This window comes from Ruania suaedae (genome assembly GCF_021049265.1).
Lineage (GTDB): Bacteria > Actinomycetota > Actinomycetes > Actinomycetales > Beutenbergiaceae > Ruania > Ruania suaedae.
In genome coordinates, this window is sequence record NZ_CP088018.1 from 457789 (window position 1) to 476086 (window position 18298).

An 18298-nucleotide genomic window follows, 5' to 3' on the forward strand; every position below is an offset into this window, starting at 1 on the left:
CCGTGCTCAGGGAGCACGGGTGCTTGAGAGACTGGGACCGTGACCGATCCGGAGGCCCAGTCGTCGATCCAGGCGGCGACCCAGGTCCCCGCCGCGCTGACCTCACTGCTCATCGCGCGGCGCCACCGGGCCGGTCTCGTGCATGTGGAGACGGTGCCGGCGCGCGCGGCCCGTCACGCCGCGTGGCCGGCATGGGCAGACCCGGACCTGGTCGCCGGATACGCCGCCCGTGGCGTCGAAGGTCCCTGGGAGCACCAGGTGGTGGCCGCCGACGCCGCCTGGTCGGGCCGGCATCTCGTGCTCGCCACCTCGACCGGATCGGGCAAGTCGCTCGCGGCGTGGCTGCCCGCCATCACGGCGGTCCGCCGCAGCGCCCGTGAGCAGGGCAGCAGCATCGCGGCCCTGAGCCGGCGGCCCACCACCCTCTACCTCAGCCCCACGAAGGCGCTCGCAGCTGACCAGCTGCACGGCCTGGAGACGCTGCTGCGCACCGCCGGCATCCGGGACGTGCGCGCCGCCACCTGCGACGGCGACACGGCGCTCAGCGAACGGGACTGGGTGCGCGACCACGCCGACCTGGTCCTGACCAACCCTGACTTCCTGCACTTCTCGCTGCTGCCTCGCCACCAGCGGTGGCAGCGGCTGCTGCGCGGGCTGCGCTACATCGTCGTGGACGAGTGCCATGCCTACCGCGGGGTGCTCGGCGCGCACGTCGCCCTCGTGCTGCGCCGGCTGCTGCGGCTCGCGGCGCACTACGGCGCCCGTCCGACGGCGATCCTCGCCTCCGCGACCACCGGGGACCCCGCCGCCTCGGCCGCGCGGCTGCTGGGCGCGCCCGCCGAGGAGATGACCGCGGTGGTCGAGGATGCCTCCCCGGCCGGGCGGCGCACGGTGGCCCTGTGGCAGCCACCGGAGTTGGAGGAGGGTGCGCCGCTCGAGGTGGAGGACGAGGGCGCGCAGGACCCCGGTGGGTCGCCGTGGCGGGCCAGCGGGATACCCAGCGGGACTCCGGCCGAGGCGCCTCGGAGATCCACCCTCGCCGAGACCGCCGACCTGCTCGCCGACCTGGTCCGCGACGGGCGTCGCAGCCTCGCCTTCGTTCGCTCACGTGTCGGCGCCGAGGCCATCGCCGACCAGACCCGGTCGATGCTGCGCGACCGTCCGGGGGCAGCCCTGGAGGCTGGAACTGGGTCTGCCGACCCTGCCGCACTCGTCGCGGCCTACCGCGGCGGCTACCTGCCGGAGGAGCGCCGCGAGCTGGAACGGGCGCTGCGCACCGGCGAGCTGCGGGCCCTGGCCACCACGAACGCGCTCGAGCTGGGTGTCGACATCTCCGGCCTGGACGCCGTGCTCATCGCCGGCTGGCCCGGTACCCGCGTGTCCTTCTGGCAGCAGGTCGGCCGCTCCGGGCGTGCCGGCGCGGAGGGGCTGGCCGTGCTCGTGGCCAGCGACAACCCGCTCGACACCTATCTGCTGCACCACCCCGAGGCCATCTTCGCCGCCGCCGTCGAGGCGACCGCCTTCGATCCCGGCAACCCGTACGTGCTGGCCCCGCACCTGTGTGCCGCGGCCGCCGAGACCCCGTTGACCGACGCGGACCTGGCGGTGTTCGGCCCGGCCGCGCCGGCCCTGATGGGTGAGCTGGTCGCCCGGGGGATGCTGCGCCGTCGCCGGGAGGGGTGGTACTGGAACTACTCCCGCCCCGAGGATCCGGCCACGCTGACCGACCTGCGAGGCGGTGGCGGTCCGCCGGTGCAGGTGATCGAGGCGGGCACCGGCCGGGTGCTGGGCACCGTGGACGCCGGGCGGGCCGACGCCACCGTGCACGCCGGGGCGATCTACGTCCACCAGGGCCGCACGCATCTGGTGCGCGAGTACGCCGACGACGTCGCGATCGTCACCGAGGCCGACGTCGGCTACCGCACCCGCAGCCGCAGCGAGAAGCACATCAGCGTGCTCGAGACCCGGGCCGAGCAGGACTGGGGGCCTGTGCGCTGGTGCTACGGCGCGCTCGAGGTCACCGAACAGGTGGTGGGCTACGACCGGCGCCGGCTGCCGTCCCTCGAGCTCGTCGGTTCCTACCCGCTCGACCTCCCTGAGCACACGCTGCGCACCACCGGCTGCTGGTGGACGGCGCCGCCGGAGGTCTTCACCGACCTCGGTCTCACCCTCGCCGATCTGCCCGGGGCGCTGCACGCGGCCGAGCACGCCGCGATCGGGTTGCTCGGTCTTGTAGCGACCTGCGATCGCTGGGACATCGGCGGACTGTCGGCCGCCGTGCACGCCGACACCTACCAGCCCACGGTGTTCGTCTATGACGGCTACCCCGGCGGGGCGGGTTTTGCCGAACGTGGTTTCGCCGTGGCACGGCAATGGCTCACCGCCACCCGCGACGCGGTCGCCGGCTGCGCCTGCGAGACCGGCTGCCCGGCCTGCATCCAGTCCCCCAAGTGCGGCAACAACAACTCCCCGCTGGACAAGGCCGGTGCGCTCGCGGTGCTCGGGCTGCTGACCGAGCTCGCGCCCGAGTGAGACGGGGGCTCCGACGGCCACCGATGCGGTGAGCCACGTCATGTTTCGCGGCTACACTCACCGGACACCCGCACCAACCTGCGGGACTTCGGTTTGTTCGTCGAGGAGGACGGATGCTGCAGCTCGGAACATCGAGCCTCGTGATCGTGTCGGTGATCGCTGTCGTCGCCGTGGCCGCACTGGTGATCGCCGTGTTCCTGCGGCGGCAGGTGCTGGCCGCCGGTGAGGGCACGCCGGCGATGCAGACGATCGCCACCGCCATCCAGGAAGGCGCGCAGGCGTACCTGAACCGGCAGTTCCGGACGCTGGCGATCTTCGTCGTCGTGGTCTTCGCCCTGCTGTTCCTGTTGCCGGGGGACGGGGGCGTCAAGCTCGGCCGCTCGATCGCCTTCCTCGTGGGGGCGGCGTTCTCGGCGGCGATCGGCTACCTCGGGATGTGGCTGGCCACCCGCGCGAACCTGCGCGTGGCCGCCGCCGCGACCGGCCCGAACGGTCGCCAGGAAGGGGCCCGGATCGCGTTCCGCACCGGCGGCGTCGTCGGCATGAGCGTGGTGGGCCTGGGCCTGCTGGGCGCGGCCGCCGTCGTGCTGGTCTACCGCGGCGACGCCCCGGCCGTGTTGGAGGGCTTCGGCTTCGGCGCCGCGCTGCTGGCGATGTTCATGCGGGTGGGTGGTGGCATCTTCACCAAGGCCGCCGACGTCGGCGCCGACCTGGTGGGCAAGGTCGAGCAGGGCATCCCCGAGGACGACCCGCGCAACGCCGCCACGATCGCCGACAACGTGGGCGACAACGTCGGTGACTGCGCCGGCATGGCGGCCGACCTGTTCGAGTCCTACGCCGTGACCCTCGTGGCCGCCCTCATCCTCGGCAAGGCCACCATGGGTGAGGCCGGCCTGGTGTTCCCGCTCATCGTCACCGCCATCGGTGCGCTGGTCGCGGTGCTCGGCGTGGTGGTCACCAAGGTGCGCGGCAGCGAGTCCGGGTTGCGCGCCATCTACCGCGGCTTCTATGTCTCCGCGCTCATCGGCGCAGCCCTGGCGGCGGTGGCCGCGTTCGTCTACCTGCCCTCCTCCTTCGCCGATCTCACCGGCGTCAGCGAGGCCCTCGCCGACCACACCGGTGACCCCCGCCTGGTGTCCGCGCTCGCCGTGCTGGTGGGCGTGGTGCTCGCCGGTGTCATCCTCGCCATCACCGGCTACTTCACCGGCACGACGGCGAAGCCCACCCGCACCGTGGCCGCCGCCTCCCGTACGGGGGCAGCCACCGTGGTCCTGTCCGGTATCGGCGTCGGCTTCGAGTCGGCCGTGTGGACCGCCGGGATCATCGCCGCCGCGCTGTGCGGGCTGTTCCTGCTCGCCGGCGGATCGATCTGGCTGGCGCTGTTCCTCATCGCCCTCGCCGGCTGCGGCCTGCTGACCACGGTCGGGGTGATCGTGGCCATGGACACCTTCGGACCGGTCAGCGACAACGCCCAGGGCATCGCGGAGATGTCCGGCGAGGTGGACGAGGAGGGGGCTCAGATCCTCACCGACCTCGACGCCGTCGGCAACACCACCAAGGCCATCACCAAGGGCATCGCGATCGCCACCGCCGTGCTGGCCGCCACGGCCCTGTTCGGCTCCTACGGTGACGCCGTCAACATGGCTCTCGCCGAGCTCGGCGAGGGGGCCGCGGCGGCAACCGACGGCACGGTCGCGGCGATGCTGAGCTACGAGATCATCAACCCGATCACCCTGGTCGGGGTGATCCTCGGCGGGTCGACCGTCTTCCTGTTCTCCGGGCTGGCGATCGACGCGGTCACCAGGGCCGCCGGGGCGATCGTGTTCGAGGTGCGCCGCCAGTTCCGCGACTACCCCGGCATCATGACCCGCGAGACCCGCCCCGACTACGCCCGCGTGGTCGACATCTGCACCAAGGACTCCCTGCGCGAGCTCGCCACCCCCGGGCTGCTGGCGGCCTTTGCGCCGATCGCGGTCGGATTCGGGCTCGGGGTCGGCCCGCTCGCCGGATTCCTCGGCGGCGCGATCGGGACCGGCGTGCTGATGGCGGTCTTCCTCGCCAACTCCGGCGGCGCGTGGGACAACGCGAAGAAGATCGTCGAGGACGGGCAGTTCGGGGGGAAGAACTCCGAGGCGCACGCCGCCACCGTCATCGGGGACACGATCGGCGACCCGTTCAAGGACACCGCCGGCCCGGCGATCAACCCGCTGCTGAAGGTGATGAACCTGGTCTCGGTGCTGATCGCACCCGCGGTGGTGATGCTCAGCGTCCCCGAGGACGCCAACCACATGCTGCGGATCGGGATCGCGCTCGGGGCAGCACTGATCGCGCTGGGCGCGATCGTGGCCGCGAAGCTGCGGGCCGGCAAGCTCGACATCACCGACGGGATCGACGAGAAGGAGTCCGTCCGCACCGGCTCCTGACCCGCTGCGTGACGGGAGCGACACGGATGCGTAGGTCTGCGGCAGCATGGGCCCGCAGACCACGTACTCGTGTCGCCACCGTCAGGCGCTCGGCTTAGCATCGTCAGATGGCTACCGCCCGCACCTACCCCGGCCCCGCCCGCACCGCACTGGTCACCGGCGCCTCCCGCGGCATCGGCCGCCACCTGGCTGTCGGCCTGGCCGCCGCGGGCCTGGACGTGGCCCTGCTCGCCCGCGACTCCGCCCTGCTGCAGGAGGTCGCCGGGGAGGTCACCGGCCACGGCCGCCGGGCGGTCGTCCTGACGGCGGACGTCACCGACGCCGAGGCTGTCACCGAGGCGGTCGCCACGGCCGAGCGTGAGCTCGGCTCGATCGACCTGCTCGTCAACAACGCCGGCCTGGCCGACGCCGAGGTGCCGCTGTGGGAGGCCGATCCCGAGCAGGTCAAGCAGGTCATCGACGTCAACGTCTACGGCGCGTTCCTGCTCGCCCGCGCCGTGGCCTCCGGGATGCTGGCCCGCGGCGGCGGCCGGGTCGTCGACATCAGTTCCGGGGCGGGAGTGCGCGACAAGGACGTGATGGCGGGCTACAACATCGCCAAGACGGCGCTGTTCCGCATCGGCGGCGGCCTGCACGAGGCCGGGTACGAGCGCGGACTGCGCGCCTTCGAGGTGGCCCCCGGAGTGGTCGCCACCGATATGACCGCCGGGATGGCCGCCCACGCCGACCGCACCGACTGGACGCCCCCGGAGGCCGTGACCGAGATCGTCGCCGAGGTGGCCACCGGCGGACTCGACCCCCTCTCCGGCTGCTACCTGCGCGCCGGCACCGACACCATCGAGGACCTGCGTGCCCGCGCCGCCGCGGCCGGTGACAGTGCCTCCACCGGCCGCCGGCTCATCGTCAGCGAGTGGGAGGTTCCGGCGCGCTGACCTGCTCCGCTGCGCCGCCGAGCACCGAATCGGCGTGGTCGTGCGGCTTCACCCGCCACAGCAGCGCCAGCCCCACCAGCAGCACCAGCACGATGCCGAGGATGCCCCAATACTGGGCCTGCGCCGCGGTGGCCACCCCGGTGACCGCCAGCCCCAGGGAGATGGCGAGGGTCCACATGCCGGGGGCGAGGAAGCTCACGGCCCGTCCGGTCGTGGCGTAGAGGCCGAACACCTCACCCTCGCGGCCGGCCGGGATGAGCCGGGCGAGGAAGGTGCGCGAGGCCGTCTGCGCCGGTCCGACGAAAGCGGCCAGCGCCAGGCCGCACGTCCAGAACACGGTGCGGCCGCCGTCGTGCAGGAAGAAGATGAGCAGGCCCATGATCACCATCGCGATCAGCGAGGCCATGATCACCCGCTTGGGGCCGACGGCATCGTCGATGCGGCCGGCGATGATCGTGGCGATCCCGGCGACCACGTTGGCGACCACCCCGAAGATGATCACGTCGCCGGCGGAGAAGCCGAAGGTGCCCGCCGCGATCACGCCCCCGAAGGTGAACACCCCGGCCAGGCCGTCCCGGAACACCGCCGAGGCCAGCAGGAAGTAGACCGTGTTGTGGTCGGCGCGCCACAGGTCGCGGATCGTGCCGAGGAGGAGCCGGTAGGACTCGATGAGCCCGGCGCGTGCTCCCTTCTGCTCACGCCGGGGCCCGTCCCGGACCGTCAGCAGCAGGGGGATCGAGAACAGCAGCGTCCAGCCTGCGCACAGCAACATGCTCACCCGGACGTCCATGCCGTTCTCGCCGGTGATCCCGAACAGGCCGACATCGGGCTGGATGAAACCGAGGTAGACCACGAGCAGCAGGACGATGCCGCCGAGGTAGCCCATGCCCCAGCCGATCCCGGAGACCCGGCCGACGGTGCGCGGCGTCGAGACGTCGGCGAGCATGGCGTTGTAGTTCACGCCGGCGAACTCGAAGGCGATGTTCCCGGCGGCGAGCAGCACCAGGCCCAGCCACAGGTACTCCGCGGAGGGCTGGACGAAGAACAGCGACGCCGAGGCGGCGATCACCAGGGCGGTGTTCACCCCGAGCCAGAGGGTGCGCCGACCGGAGCGGTCTGCGCGCTGGCCGGTCACCGGTGCCAGCACGGCGATCAGGAAGCCGGCGATCGCCAGCGCCGTGCCGAGGCTGCGGTCGGCCTCCGGCCCGAACGCGTCCGAGGTGAGATAGACGGTGAACACGAAGGTGGTGATCACCGCGTTGAACGCCGCCGACCCCCAGTCCCACAGCGACCACGCCAGCACCGGCCAGGTGAGGGTGCGGTCCGTCGTGGCCCGCGGCGAGGGAATGTTCGTCATGGCGGACACTCTGGCACTCCTGGGTGGCCAGTGGGTGGACAGACACTGAACCGATGATCGCGCCCGCCCACCGATAGGGTCGGCGACCATGCCCGATCACGCCCTCGCCGCACCCCTGCGGTTCGACCTGGACGCCGCCGACTACTCGGTGGACAGGCTGGCCGAGCTCCTCGGGCCGGTCCCGCTGGCGGCGCTGGCCCGGGGGCAGGTGGTGCCCGCGGTCCGTGCGGCGCGCGCGGCCGGCGCCGATCCCGCCGCACTGCTCGCCCGCCTGTTCATCCTGGGCGACGCCCTCTCGCCGGCGGAGGCGGACGCGGCGCTGCCACGGGTCGGCGTCGATCGCGGGCAGCGGGCCGGTCTCCTGCACGCCGGGGCGGGCGGTGTGCGCGGTGCCCTCGACCTGCGGCCCATCGACACCGCGGCGGGCGAGTTCCACCTGGCCGCCGACCTGGGGGAGTCGACCACCGGGCAGGCGGTCGAGGCCGGGCACGTGCTCGGGCTGGGCGGTGCCTCCCGCACGCTGGCCGAGCTCACCGTGCGCCGGCCGGTCGGCCGCGCGCTCGACCTGGGGACCGGGTGCGGGATCCAGGCGCTGAACGTCGCCCCGTTCGCCGATCGCGTCGTGGCCACCGATGTCTCCGCCCGCGCGCTGCAGTTCGCGCGGTTCAACGCGGCCCTGGGCGGCGTCGAGCTCGACCTGCGCGAGGGCTCGATGCTCGAACCGGTGGCCGGGGAGCGCTTCGACCTCGTGGTCTCCAACCCGCCGTTCGTCATCACCCCGCGCGGGGCCGGCCTGACCGAGTACACCTACCGCGACGGCGGGCGCCGCGGCGACGATCTGGTGCGCGAGCTGGTCACCGGGGTGGCAGACGTGCTGGCCCCCGGCGGGATCGCCCAGCTGCTCGGCAACTGGGAGGTCCACACCGGCGAGGAGCCGTTCGACCGGATCCAGCAGTGGCTCGCCGACTCCGGGCTGGACGGATGGGTGGTCCAGCGCGAGAGCGCCGACCCGGCCGAGTACGCCGAGACCTGGCTGCGCGACGGCGGCCTCACCCCCGACCGCGACCGTGCGGCCTGGGAGCGTGGGTACGCCGCCTGGCTGGCGGACTTCGAGGCCAGGGGGGTGGCCGCCGTCGGGTTCGGCTACCTCACCCTGCACCGCCCGCACGAGCCGGGCGAGCGGGCCTGGCACCGGGTGGAGGAGATCACCGGCACCCTGCCCGGGGCGAGCACCGGCGGGCTGTGGCCGGCGATCGCGGCCACGCTGGCAGCCAAGGACCGGCTCGCCGCGATGCCGGACGCCGACCTCGCCCACCAGGCGCTCACCGTGGCCGCCGACGTCACCGAGGAGCGGCACTACCGCCCCGGATCGGCCGACCCGCAGGTGATCGTGCTGCGCCAGGGCGGCGGGTTCGGACGGACCGTCCGCGCCGACACCGCGCTGGCCGCGATGGTGGGCACCAGCGACGGCGACCTCACCGTGGCCCAGATCGCAGCGGGTGTCGCAGCACTCACCGGCACCGACCGCGATGCGGTGCTGGACTCGGTGCTGCCGGACGTGCGTGGTCTGCTCACCGACGGCCTGCTGAGCCTGCCCGGGGTCTGACCGCTCCGGCGTGGCCTGCCAGCGATCTCCCAGCATCGCGGCCTACCGTGCACCATCATGACCACGATGACTCCCGCGCACCCGCCCCGGGCGGTGCCCCCGGCGCCGCGCCCCGGTCGTGCTCGCCTGCGTGGAGCCGCGGCGCCCCTGCTGGGCGCGGCGGTCAGCGCGGCGGCCGTGATCGCGTTGTGGCGGATCTTCGTGACGACCGCGCGCGGGCAGCAGCTCGATGACGTGGCCGCCCTCGGTGCGGCATTCGGGCGGGACACCCTCGAACCGCTGCTGACTCCGGTGCTGACCATCGTCTCGGTGCCCTTCGTCGCGCTGGCGGTGCTCGCCGCCGCGACCGGCGCGGTCCTGCAGCGACGGCCGGCGATCGCCGTCGGGGCGGCGGCCGTGCTGGGCGGGTCCAACCTCACCACCCAGGTGCTCAAGGAGCTGCTCGAGCGGCCCGACCTGGGCGTGACCTACGCCCTCGGCAACTCGCTGCCCTCGGGGCACACCACGGTCGCGGCGTCCGTGGCGGCAGCAGCCCTGCTGATCGCGCCGCGCCGCTGGCGGGGGCCGGTCGCCGTCGCGGGGGTGGGCTACGCCGCGTTGACGGGCCTGGCCACCCTGGTGGGTGGGTGGCACCGCCCCTCGGACGTGGTCGCCGCCTACCTGGTCGTGGCGCTCTGGTACTTCCTGGTGGAAGCCGCACGCCAGCTGCCCGCCCGGGCGGCGCTGCCGCGCGGCTACCGCCCCGCCCCGCGGGTGAATGCCGCGACCGTCCTTCTCGCACTGGCGGCGGCCGCCACGGTGCTGGCCCTCGTGCTCGGCGCCTGGGTGGCCAGCACGCTGCCGCCCGTGGGCACCGAGGTCGCATCGACGAGCCCGACGACCACCGCGGCCTACGCCGCGGGTAGTCTCGTGGTGATCTCGACCGCCTGCTTGACCACGGCTGGCATGCTCGTGATGCGTCCCTACCGCCGCGACTGACCGCTCCGGAAGGGCGCCCGTGCACCGCGCGGTGCGGCATCACGTCGGTGCACGTTGTACCGTCGCACCTCGAGAGCACCTGTGACCAGGGTGCGCACTCCGCCCCGAACGAAGGAAGGTCCGCGTGACCGCAACGGCCCGCAAGCTTGTGATCGTGGAGTCCCCGGCGAAGGCCCGCACGATCGCCGGGTACCTGGGGTCCGGCTTCGACGTCGAGGCCAGCGTGGGTCACATCCGCGATCTCGCCCAGCCCTCCGAGCTGCCGGCCGAGATGAAGAAGGGGCCGTACAAGAAGTTCGCCATCGACGTCGAGAACGGCTTCGACCCCTACTACGTGGTGGACGCGGACAAGAAGAAGAAGGTCACCGAGCTCAAGAAGCTGCTCAAGGAGGCCGACGAGCTCTATCTGGCCACCGATGAGGACCGCGAGGGCGAGGCGATCGCCTGGCACCTGCTGGAGGTCCTGCAGCCGAAGGTGCCGGTCAAGCGGATGGTCTTCCACGAGATCACGCGGGAGGCGATCCAGCGGGCGCTGGAGGCCACGCGGGATCTGGACACCCGGCTTGTCGACGCACAGGAGACGCGCCGGCTGCTGGACCGCCTCTACGGCTACGAGGTCTCGCCGGTGCTGTGGCGCAAGGTGCGCCAGGGACTGAGCGCCGGGCGCGTGCAGTCGGTGGCCACCCGCATGGTGGTCGACCGTGAGCGCGAGCGGATGGCGTTCCGATCCGCTGAGTACTGGGACGTCAAGGGCAGCTTCACCGGCGGTCGCGGGGCCACCGAGGGCACCACCTTCGGGGCCCGGCTGGTCGCCGTGGACGGCGCCCGCGTGGCCACCGGCAAGGACTTCCGCGACGACGCCACCTTGAAGTCCGCGAAGACCCTGCACCTGGACGAGGCTGCTGCGCACGGTCTGGTCTCTGCGCTGGAGGGAGCCGACGTCACGGTCTCCTCGGTGGAGGAGAAGCCCTACACCCGCCGTCCGGCGGCCCCGTTCACCACCTCCACCCTGCAGCAGGAAGCCTCCCGCAAGCTGCGGATGAACGCCCGGGCTGCGATGCGCACGGCCCAGACGCTGTACGAGAACGGCTACATCACGTACATGCGGACCGACTCGGTCGCCCTGTCCGGCCAGGCGATCGACGCCGCCCGCCGGCAGGCCACCGAGCTGTACGGCGCCGACTTCATCCCGGCCAAGCCGCGCGTCTACGCCGGCAAGTCCAAGGGCGCGCAGGAGGCGCACGAGGCCATCCGGCCCTCCGGGGACTCCTTCCGTACCCCGGCACAGGTCTCCGGCGCGCTCAGCGGGGACGAGTTCCGCCTGTACGAGCTGATCTGGAAGCGCACCGTCGCCTCGCAGATGGCCGATGCGAAGGGCTCGACGGCGTCCGTGCGGCTGCAGGGGACCGCCTCCGACGGCCGCGTGGCCGAGTTCGCGGCCTCCGGCACGGTGATCACCTTCCGCGGATTCCTCGCCGCGTACGAGGAGGGGCGCGACGTCGACCGGTACGGCGAGAGCGAGGGCGGCTCCGGCAAGGAGGCGCGCCTGCCGGATCTGCAGACCGGTGACGACGTGGCCACCGAGGAGCTCGTGGCCGAGGGGCACGAGACCTCCCCGCCGCCGCGGTTCACCGAGGCGAGCCTGGTCAAGGCGCTGGAGGAGCGCGGCATCGGCCGCCCCTCGACCTACGCCGCCACGATCTCGGTGATCACCGATCGCGGGTACGTGCTGCGCCGCGGCCAGGCGCTGGTGCCCAGCTGGTTGGCGTTCTCGGTGATCCGGCTGCTGGAGGAGCACTTCCCGAAGCTGATCGACTATGACTTCACCGCCGAGATGGAGTCCGACCTGGACCGCATCGCCGCCGGGGACGCGGACCGGGTGGACTGGCTCGCCGGGTTCTACTTCGGACGGGACGGTGCCGAAGGCCTGAAGAACCTGGTAGAGGACCTCGGCGACATCGACGCCCGGGAGATCAACTCGATCGCCATCGCCGAGGGCATCACCCTGCGGGTGGGGCGCTACGGCCCCTACCTGGAGGGAGCGCCGTCGGAGGAGGGCGGCCAGGCACGGCGGGCCTCGGTGCCCGACGACATCGCGCCCGACGAGCTGACCGCGGCGAAGGCGGAGGAGCTGTTCGCCGCGAGCGCCGAGGACGGGCGCGAGCTCGGGACCGACCCCGAGACCGGGCACACCATCATCGTCAAGAACGGCCGCTACGGGCCGTACGTGACCGAGGTGCTGCCCGAGCCGGAGAGCTCCGAGGAGCCGGCGAAGGGCAAGAAGAAGCCCGCCAAGCCCAAGCCGCGCACGGCCTCGCTGTTCAAGGACATGGACCTGTCCACCGTCGAGCTGCAGTCCGCGCTCACGCTGCTCTCGCTGCCACGCGTGGTGGGCACCGACCCCGAGTCCGGGGACGAGATCACCGCGCAGAACGGGCGCTACGGGCCGTACCTGAAGAAGGGCACCGACTCCCGGTCGCTGACCACCGAGGACCAGATCTTCACCATCACCCTGGCCGAGGCGCTGGAGATCTACGCCCAGCCCAAGCGCGGCCGGGGTGCCACGGCGGCCAAGCCGCTGAAGGAGCTCGGCGAGGATCCGGCCACCAAGAAAGAGGTCGTGGTCAAGGACGGGCGGTTCGGCCCGTACGTGACCGACGGCGAGACGAACGCCACGCTGCGCGCGGCCGACTCGGTGGACACGATCACCGCTGACCGGGCCTTCGAGCTGCTGGCCGAGAAGCGGGCCAAGGGCCCGGCCAAGAAGAAGGCACCGGCACGTAAGCCGGCCGCGAAGAAGGCACCGGCCAAGAAGGCACCCGCGAAGAAGGCCGCGACCAAGAAGTAGCGCATGCCCGAGCTGCCGGAGGTCGAGAGGGCCCGCGCCACCATCGCTCGGGCGGCGCTCGGGCGGCGGATCACCGCCGTCGACGACGCCGACACCTGGGTGTGCCGTCCGCACGCCCCGGGGGATCTCGCCTCTGCGCTGGTCGGGCGCGAACTGACGGTTGCCCATCGTCGCGGCAAGCTCATGTGGTGTGAGACCTCCGCCCTGCGAGGTGAGGACGACCCGGGGCCGCTGCTGGGCATCCACCTCGGGATGAGCGGCCGGGTTGTTGTCACAGCGGCTGACGGTGAGGCCGATGAGGGCGGTGACCGCGTCCGGGGGACCGGCGCCACCTCGCCCTCCCGGAAACGTGAGTGGGACCGGTTCACCCTCACGTTCGCCGACGGCGGTGAGCTGCGGCTCTTCGACAAGCGTCGCCTCGGGCGGGTCCGCCTCGACCCCGACATGGATGCGCTCGGGCCTGATGCCGAACAGGTCGGCCTCGCCGAGTTCCGGCAGCGGGTGGGGCGCGGGCATGCGCCGGTCAAGGCCCGGTTGCTGGATCAGTCGGTGCTGGCGGGCGTCGGGAACCTGCTCGCCGACGAGACCCTGTGGCAGGCGCGCATCGACCCGGCCCGGCCGGTCGACACGCTGGACGAGCAGGACCTCGCGGCGCTGCGCCGTGCCCTCCGGCGTGCGATCAGGTCCGCCGTCGCGAAGGGCGGAGTCCACACCGGGCGGGTGATCGAGCACCGCCGGCCCGGTGGGGTGTGCCCGCGCTGCGGGGCGACGATGACGCGCGGGACCGTGGGCTCTCGGACGACCTGGTGGTGCCCGCAGGAGCAGCGCTGACGGTGGGCCCTGAGGCACGTCCCGCGGCTAGGGTGAGCGACATGACTAGCCACGATGCTGCCTACGGTCCCGATCCCGCCGACGCACCGCCGCTGCGGTGGGGAATCCTCGCCGCCGGAGGGATCGCGGCGAAGTTCGCCACCGACATCCCCGCGCACACCGCCAGTTCGGTGGTGGCCGTGGGGTCGCGCAGCACCGAGAAGGCTCAGGCCTTCGCGGACAAGCACCGGATCCCGACGGCGTACGGCAGCTACGCCGAGCTGGTGGCCGACCCGCAGGTGGAGGCGGTCTATGTCGCCTCCCCGCACTCCGGGCACCTGGAGCACGCGCTGCTGGCGATCGAGGCCGGCAAGCCGGTGCTGATCGAGAAGTCGCTCACCCGCAACGCCGCCGAGGCGCGCGAGCTGTTCGCGGCGGCGAAGGCACGTGGCGTGTTCGTGATGGAGGCGATGTGGGCGCGGTTCCTGCCGCACATGGTGGCGATGCGACAGATCATCGCCGCCGGCGAGATCGGTGAGGTGCACATGCTCACCGCTGAGCACGGTCAGGGCCTGGATCACCTTGAGGACGAGCACCGCCTGAAGAACCCGGACCTGGCGGGCGGTGCGGTCCTCGACCTCGGCGTCTACCCCATCTCCTTCGCCCAAGCCGTGCTCGGCACCCCGGACCAGGTGAACGCCGTCGGCACGCTGACCACGACCGGGGTGGACGAGAGCGAGGCGATCACGTTGCGGTACGGCACTCGAGCGCTCGCTCTGCTGAGCGCCAGCCTCAAGGGCGCCACGCGCAATGCCGCCACGATCACGGGCACGAAGGGGCGGATCGAGATCGAGCCGACGTTCTACGCCCCCACCACGCTCACCGTGGTCCCGCGCGAGGGCGAACCCCGCTCGATCACCCCCGCCGTCGGGGGTGGATTCGAGTACCAGGCCGCCGAGGTGGCCCGCTGCGTGGCCGAGGGCCGCATCGAGTCCGGGGTCCACTCCTGGGCCGACACCCTCGCCGTGATGGAGACCATGGACGAGGTGCGGCGCCAGCTCGGCGTGGTGCTGCCGGGGGAGTAGGTGCACGCCTGGCCGCCACCGACCTACTTTCCAGGCGCTGACCGCGGTTGCCGATGAGGTCCCTGCCGGGAGGGTGGGTCCGTCCGCGATGTCGGCCGGCGCCGATACGCTGAACGGGTGACATCGGGACTGTTCATCTCCTTCGAAGGTGGCGACGGCGCGGGCAAGACGACCCAGCTGAACCGGCTCGCCGACTGGATCGGGCAGGAGACCGGCCGCGAGGTGGTGCGCACCCGCGAGCCCGGCGGCACCGACGTCGGGCAGACGCTGCGGCAGGTGCTGCTGCACGGCAGCGACCTGGACCCGCGCACCGAGGCGTTGCTGTTCGCAGCCGACCGGGCCCACCACGTCGCTTCACTGATCCGGCCGGCCCTCGAACGTGGAGCCGTGGTCCTCACCGATCGCTATCTCGACTCCTCGGTCGCCTATCAGGCGGGCGGACGCGCCCTGCCGCCGCAGGAGATCGAGCACCTCTCCCTGTGGGCGACCGAGCGCCTGCTGCCCGACCTGACCGTGCTGCTCGACCTCGACCCACGACATCTCGCCGCCCGTATCGGTGACCAACCCGACCGGCTCGAGCGGGCAGGCGGCGACTTCCACCGCCGCACCCGGCAGGCCTTCCTCGACCGCGCCGCCGCGGCACCGCAGCGCTGGCTCGTGGTCGACGCCGCCGGCGAGCGCGACGAGATCGCCGCCGTGGTCCGCCGTCGGGCCCTGGCCCTGTTGGAGGCGAGGGCATGAGCGTCTGGACCGAGCTCGTCGGACAGGAGCACGCCGTCGAGGTGCTCTCCGCCGCGGCCGCCGAGGCGACGTCGATGACCCATGCCTGGCTCATCACCGGCCCGCCCGGCTCAGGCCGATCCGTCGCCGCCCGCGCCTTCGCCGCCGCACTGCAGGACCCCCACGACGGCGAGGGCACCGGCCACGAGGTCCGCACCGCCCTCGCGGGCACGCACGCCGACGTGACCGTCTTCGCCACCGAGAAGGTGCAGATCAGCATCGCCGAGGCACGCGAACTGGTCGGACTGGCCCAGCGTTCCCCCTCCCAGGGCCGCTGGCGCGTGATCATCGTCGAGGACGCCGACCGGATGATCGAGCGCACCGCCAACGTGCTGCTCAAGGCCATCGAGGAGCCACCCCCGCGCACGGTGTGGATCCTCTGCGCTCCCAGCCCGATGGACGTGCTCGTCACGATCCGTTCCCGGTGCCGCCCGGTGAACCTGCGGGTCCCGCCGGCCGAGGCGGTCGCCGAGCTGCTGACCCGGCGTGACGGCGTCGACCCGGAATTGGCGCTCACGTGTGCCCGCGCAGCCCAGAGCCACATCGGGATGGCTCGCCGCCTCGCCACCCACCCGGATGCCCGCGCCCACCGGGACAAGGTGCTCGCGGTTCCCACCGCCATCCGCGGCGTCGGCGACGCCGTCCTCGCCGCCCAGACCCTCGTCGAGGACGCCACCGAGCAGTCCAAGGCTGCCACCACCGAGCGCGACGCCGCCGAGAAGGCCGAACTGCTGCGCACCCTCGGGGCCGAGGAGGGTGCGCGGATCCCACCGGCCCTGCGTGCCCAGATCCGCCAGCTGGAGGAGGAGCAGAAGCGCCGCTCCCGGCGTTCCCTGATCGACCTGCTGGATCGCGCGATGGTGGACCTGCTCTCCTTCTACCGGGACGTGCTCGTGACCCAGCTCGCCAGCGACGTACCGCTCGTCAACCAGGCCCAGGCCGGTCAGGTGCGCACGATGGCGGAGGCCTCCACGCCGGAGCAGTCCGTGCACCGCATGCAGGCGGTCGGACTGGCCCGCACCCGGATCGCCGCCGGCGCGGCACCGCTGCTCGCCGTGGAAGCGTTGACGATCGCCCTGCGCCCGCAGGGCTGACGGCGACCGTGGCTGTCAGGGCGCGCCCGTAGACTTCGGCCGTGGTCTCCCTTGCTGCGCGTGCGCGCCTCGTTGCCTCCGCCGTCGGCGTCGCGATGCTCGCGGCATGCACGAGCGCCGCACCGATGGTGCAGCCGACCGCCGTGAGCGCCCCGGCCCCGGACGGACTCGAGGAGTACTACACGCAGGAGATATCCTGGAGCGAGTGCGGGAACAACCTCGAGTGCGCCGAGGTGACCGTCCCCATGGACTACGACGAGCCCGACGGCGAGACCATCACGCTCGCGGTGAAGGTCTTCCGGGCCACCGGCACGGCTCAGGGGTCGCTGTTCGTCAACCCGGGCGGGCCCGGTGGGTCCGGTACCGAGATGGTCGAGAGCATCAGTTCCTACTTCGGCGCCGAGCTCCTGCGCAGTATGGATGTGGTCGGATTCGACCCCCGCGGGGTGGGGGATTCCAGCGCCGTGCGCTGCTATGACAGCGAGCAGCTGGAGGAGTACTACTCCCTGGAGTTCGACCTCGAGACCGATGACGGTTGGGAGGCCTACGTGCAGGCCCTGACCGAGTACGGCGAGGCGTGCGCAGCGAACACCGGCGATCTGCTCGGCCACGTCGACACCGTCAGCACCGCGCGCGATCTCGACGTGCTCCGCGCCGTCATGGGGGAGTCGCAGCTGACGTACCTGGGTTACTCCTACGGCACCTTCCTCGGTGCCACCTACGCCGACCTGTTTGCCCAGAACGTGGGCCGGCTGGTGCTCGACGGCGCGATCGACCCCTCCCTGAGCTACACCGAGGTCAGCACCGGGCAGGTGCGAGGCTTCGAGCGTGCCTACCGCTCCTATCTCGAGGACTGCCTCGCCGGTGCCGACTGCCCCTTCAGCGGCACAGTCGATGAGGCGATGGCGCAGACCGTCGACATCGTCGAGCAGCTGCGCGACACCCCGGTGCCCAGCGGAGATCCGGAACGGCCCGCCACCGACGCCGACCTGTTCAACGCGATCACGGTGACCATGTACAGCCCTGCCTCCTGGCCCTCGCTGACCAGCGCCGTCGAGACGTTGCTCGACGACGACGGGTCCCAGGTGCGCTTCCTCTCCGACTACGCACTCGAGCGTGAGGACGACGGCACCTACCCCGAGGACCAGGGCGCCTTCCGGGCGATCGACTGCCTCGACTACCCCGTCGAGCTGGACCGGCAGGCCAGCCTCGGCCACGCCGAGGCGAACGAGGAGATCTCTGAGCTGTTCGGGCAGGCACTGAGCTATGGCGAGGTCGGCTGCGCCACCATGCCCGTGGGCTCCGACGCCGTCCGCGAGGAGATCGCCGCCCCGGGAACGCCCCCGATCGTCGTCATCGGCACCACCGGCGACCCGGCGACGCCGTACGAGTGGGCGCAGTCGCTCGCCGACCAGCTCGAGTCCGGGGTGCTGATCAGCTACGAGGGCGACGGGCACACCGCCTACGGGATGGGCAGTGCCTGCGTCGACGACGCCGTCGAGACCTACCTGCTCGAGGGGACGCCGCCCGAGGACGGCCTGAGCTGCTGAGTGAGGTCGCCCACAGGCGGGGCGCGGTTTTGGCGGACCCCGACGGCGGCGGGTACAGTGGACGACGCCTCATCGCTGATGAAGCCCGCCGCCTTAGCTCAGTCGGCAGAGCGATTCACTCGTAATGAATAGGTCATCGGTTCGATTCCGATAGGCGGCTCCACCAGGCGATCGGCCCGGTTCCAACGGAAAGTTGGGATCGGGTCGAAGTCGTATCCGGGCCCGATCTGCCCGAAAGTCGGCCATTGGGTCGGCCATTTGGGCTCGGTACGCAGGGCTTACGCACCGCGCACTGGATAGCAC

The 18298-nt window shown here is 72.3% G+C and carries 12 protein-coding genes and 1 tRNA gene; 12 read left to right on the top strand and 1 reads right to left on the bottom strand.

Annotated features, from left to right (window positions below):
• The first annotated feature begins 39 nt into the window (after positions 1-39).
• From LQF12_RS02005 to LQF12_RS02015, 3 genes are all read left to right on the top strand, one after another.
• A complete protein-coding gene (locus LQF12_RS02005; protein WP_435531205.1) occupies positions 40-2532 on the top strand; it encodes a DEAD/DEAH box helicase in 2493 nt (830 codons plus the stop codon).
• 113 nt (positions 2533-2645) lie between these two features.
• Positions 2646-4955: a sodium-translocating pyrophosphatase gene (locus tag LQF12_RS02010; protein WP_231054337.1), complete on the top strand. Its 2310-nt coding sequence runs from the start codon at positions 2646-2648 to the stop codon at positions 4953-4955.
• Positions 4956-5062: 107 nt separating this feature from the next.
• The gene (locus LQF12_RS02015) at positions 5063-5887 is read left to right on the top strand and encodes an SDR family oxidoreductase (protein ID WP_231054338.1); all 825 of its coding nucleotides are present in this window, start codon (positions 5063-5065) and stop codon (positions 5885-5887) included.
• Here the strand turns inward: LQF12_RS02015 and LQF12_RS02020 are convergent.
• Positions 5859-7244 (bottom strand): MFS transporter, encoded by a 1386-nt coding sequence (locus LQF12_RS02020; protein ID WP_231054339.1) that lies wholly within the window; start codon positions 7242-7244, stop codon positions 5859-5861. The genes LQF12_RS02015 and LQF12_RS02020 overlap by 29 nt on opposite strands.
• Positions 7245-7332: 88 nt before the next feature.
• Here LQF12_RS02020 and LQF12_RS02025 point away from each other — a divergent pair, with 88 nt between their 5' ends.
• The 9 genes from LQF12_RS02025 (at position 7333) to LQF12_RS02065 (ending at position 18158) form a co-directional block, all read left to right on the top strand.
• Positions 7333-8850: a DUF7059 domain-containing protein gene (locus LQF12_RS02025; protein WP_231054340.1), complete on the top strand. Its 1518-nt coding sequence runs from the start codon at positions 7333-7335 to the stop codon at positions 8848-8850.
• 57 nt (positions 8851-8907) lie between these two features.
• Positions 8908-9828 carry a phosphatase PAP2 family protein gene (locus tag LQF12_RS02030; protein ID WP_231054341.1) on the top strand — a complete coding sequence of 307 codons (921 nt, stop codon included), beginning with the start codon at positions 8908-8910 and terminating at the stop codon, positions 9826-9828.
• 124 nt (positions 9829-9952) lie between these two features.
• Positions 9953-12676, top strand: a complete 2724-nt coding sequence (gene topA / locus LQF12_RS02035) for a type I DNA topoisomerase (RefSeq protein WP_231054342.1) — start codon at positions 9953-9955, stop codon at positions 12674-12676.
• 3 nt (positions 12677-12679) lie between these two features.
• Positions 12680-13507 carry a DNA-formamidopyrimidine glycosylase family protein gene (locus tag LQF12_RS02040; RefSeq protein ID WP_231054343.1) on the top strand — a complete coding sequence of 276 codons (828 nt, stop codon included), beginning with the start codon at positions 12680-12682 and terminating at the stop codon, positions 13505-13507.
• A 41-nt stretch (positions 13508-13548) separates the two neighbouring features.
• Entirely contained in the window at positions 13549-14571 is a 1023-nt protein-coding gene (locus LQF12_RS02045; RefSeq protein ID WP_231054344.1) for a Gfo/Idh/MocA family protein, read from the top strand.
• A 117-nt stretch (positions 14572-14688) separates the two neighbouring features.
• Positions 14689-15312 carry a dTMP kinase gene (tmk, locus tag LQF12_RS02050; protein WP_231054345.1) on the top strand — a complete coding sequence of 208 codons (624 nt, stop codon included), beginning with the start codon at positions 14689-14691 and terminating at the stop codon, positions 15310-15312.
• Positions 15309-16445, top strand: a complete 1137-nt coding sequence (locus LQF12_RS02055) for a DNA polymerase III subunit delta' (RefSeq protein WP_231054346.1) — start codon at positions 15309-15311, stop codon at positions 16443-16445. Before tmk ends, LQF12_RS02055 begins: the two co-directional genes overlap by 4 nt.
• A 41-nt stretch (positions 16446-16486) precedes the next feature.
• The gene (locus LQF12_RS02060) at positions 16487-17995 is read left to right on the top strand and encodes an alpha/beta hydrolase (RefSeq protein WP_231054347.1); all 1509 of its coding nucleotides are present in this window, start codon (positions 16487-16489) and stop codon (positions 17993-17995) included.
• A gap of 87 nt (positions 17996-18082) precedes the next feature.
• Positions 18083-18158, top strand: a tRNA-Thr gene (locus LQF12_RS02065).
• The last annotated feature ends 140 nt before the right edge of the window (positions 18159-18298 follow it).

Coding starts and splice junctions, on each gene's coding strand:
- LQF12_RS02030 (WP_231054341.1), top strand. CDS start 8,908: ATGACCACGATGACTCCCGCGCACCCGCCCCGGGCGGTGCCCCCGGCG.
- LQF12_RS02040 (WP_231054343.1), top strand. CDS start 12,680: ATGCCCGAGCTGCCGGAGGTCGAGAGGGCCCGCGCCACCATCGCTCGG.
- LQF12_RS02025 (WP_231054340.1), top strand. CDS start 7,333: ATGCCCGATCACGCCCTCGCCGCACCCCTGCGGTTCGACCTGGACGCC.
- LQF12_RS02015 (WP_231054338.1), top strand. CDS start 5,063: ATGGCTACCGCCCGCACCTACCCCGGCCCCGCCCGCACCGCACTGGTC.
- LQF12_RS02045 (WP_231054344.1), top strand. CDS start 13,549: ATGACTAGCCACGATGCTGCCTACGGTCCCGATCCCGCCGACGCACCG.
- LQF12_RS02010 (WP_231054337.1), top strand. CDS start 2,646: ATGCTGCAGCTCGGAACATCGAGCCTCGTGATCGTGTCGGTGATCGCT.
- LQF12_RS02055 (WP_231054346.1), top strand. CDS start 15,309: ATGAGCGTCTGGACCGAGCTCGTCGGACAGGAGCACGCCGTCGAGGTG.
- LQF12_RS02020 (WP_231054339.1), bottom strand. CDS start 7,244: ATGACGAACATTCCCTCGCCGCGGGCCACGACGGACCGCACCCTCACC.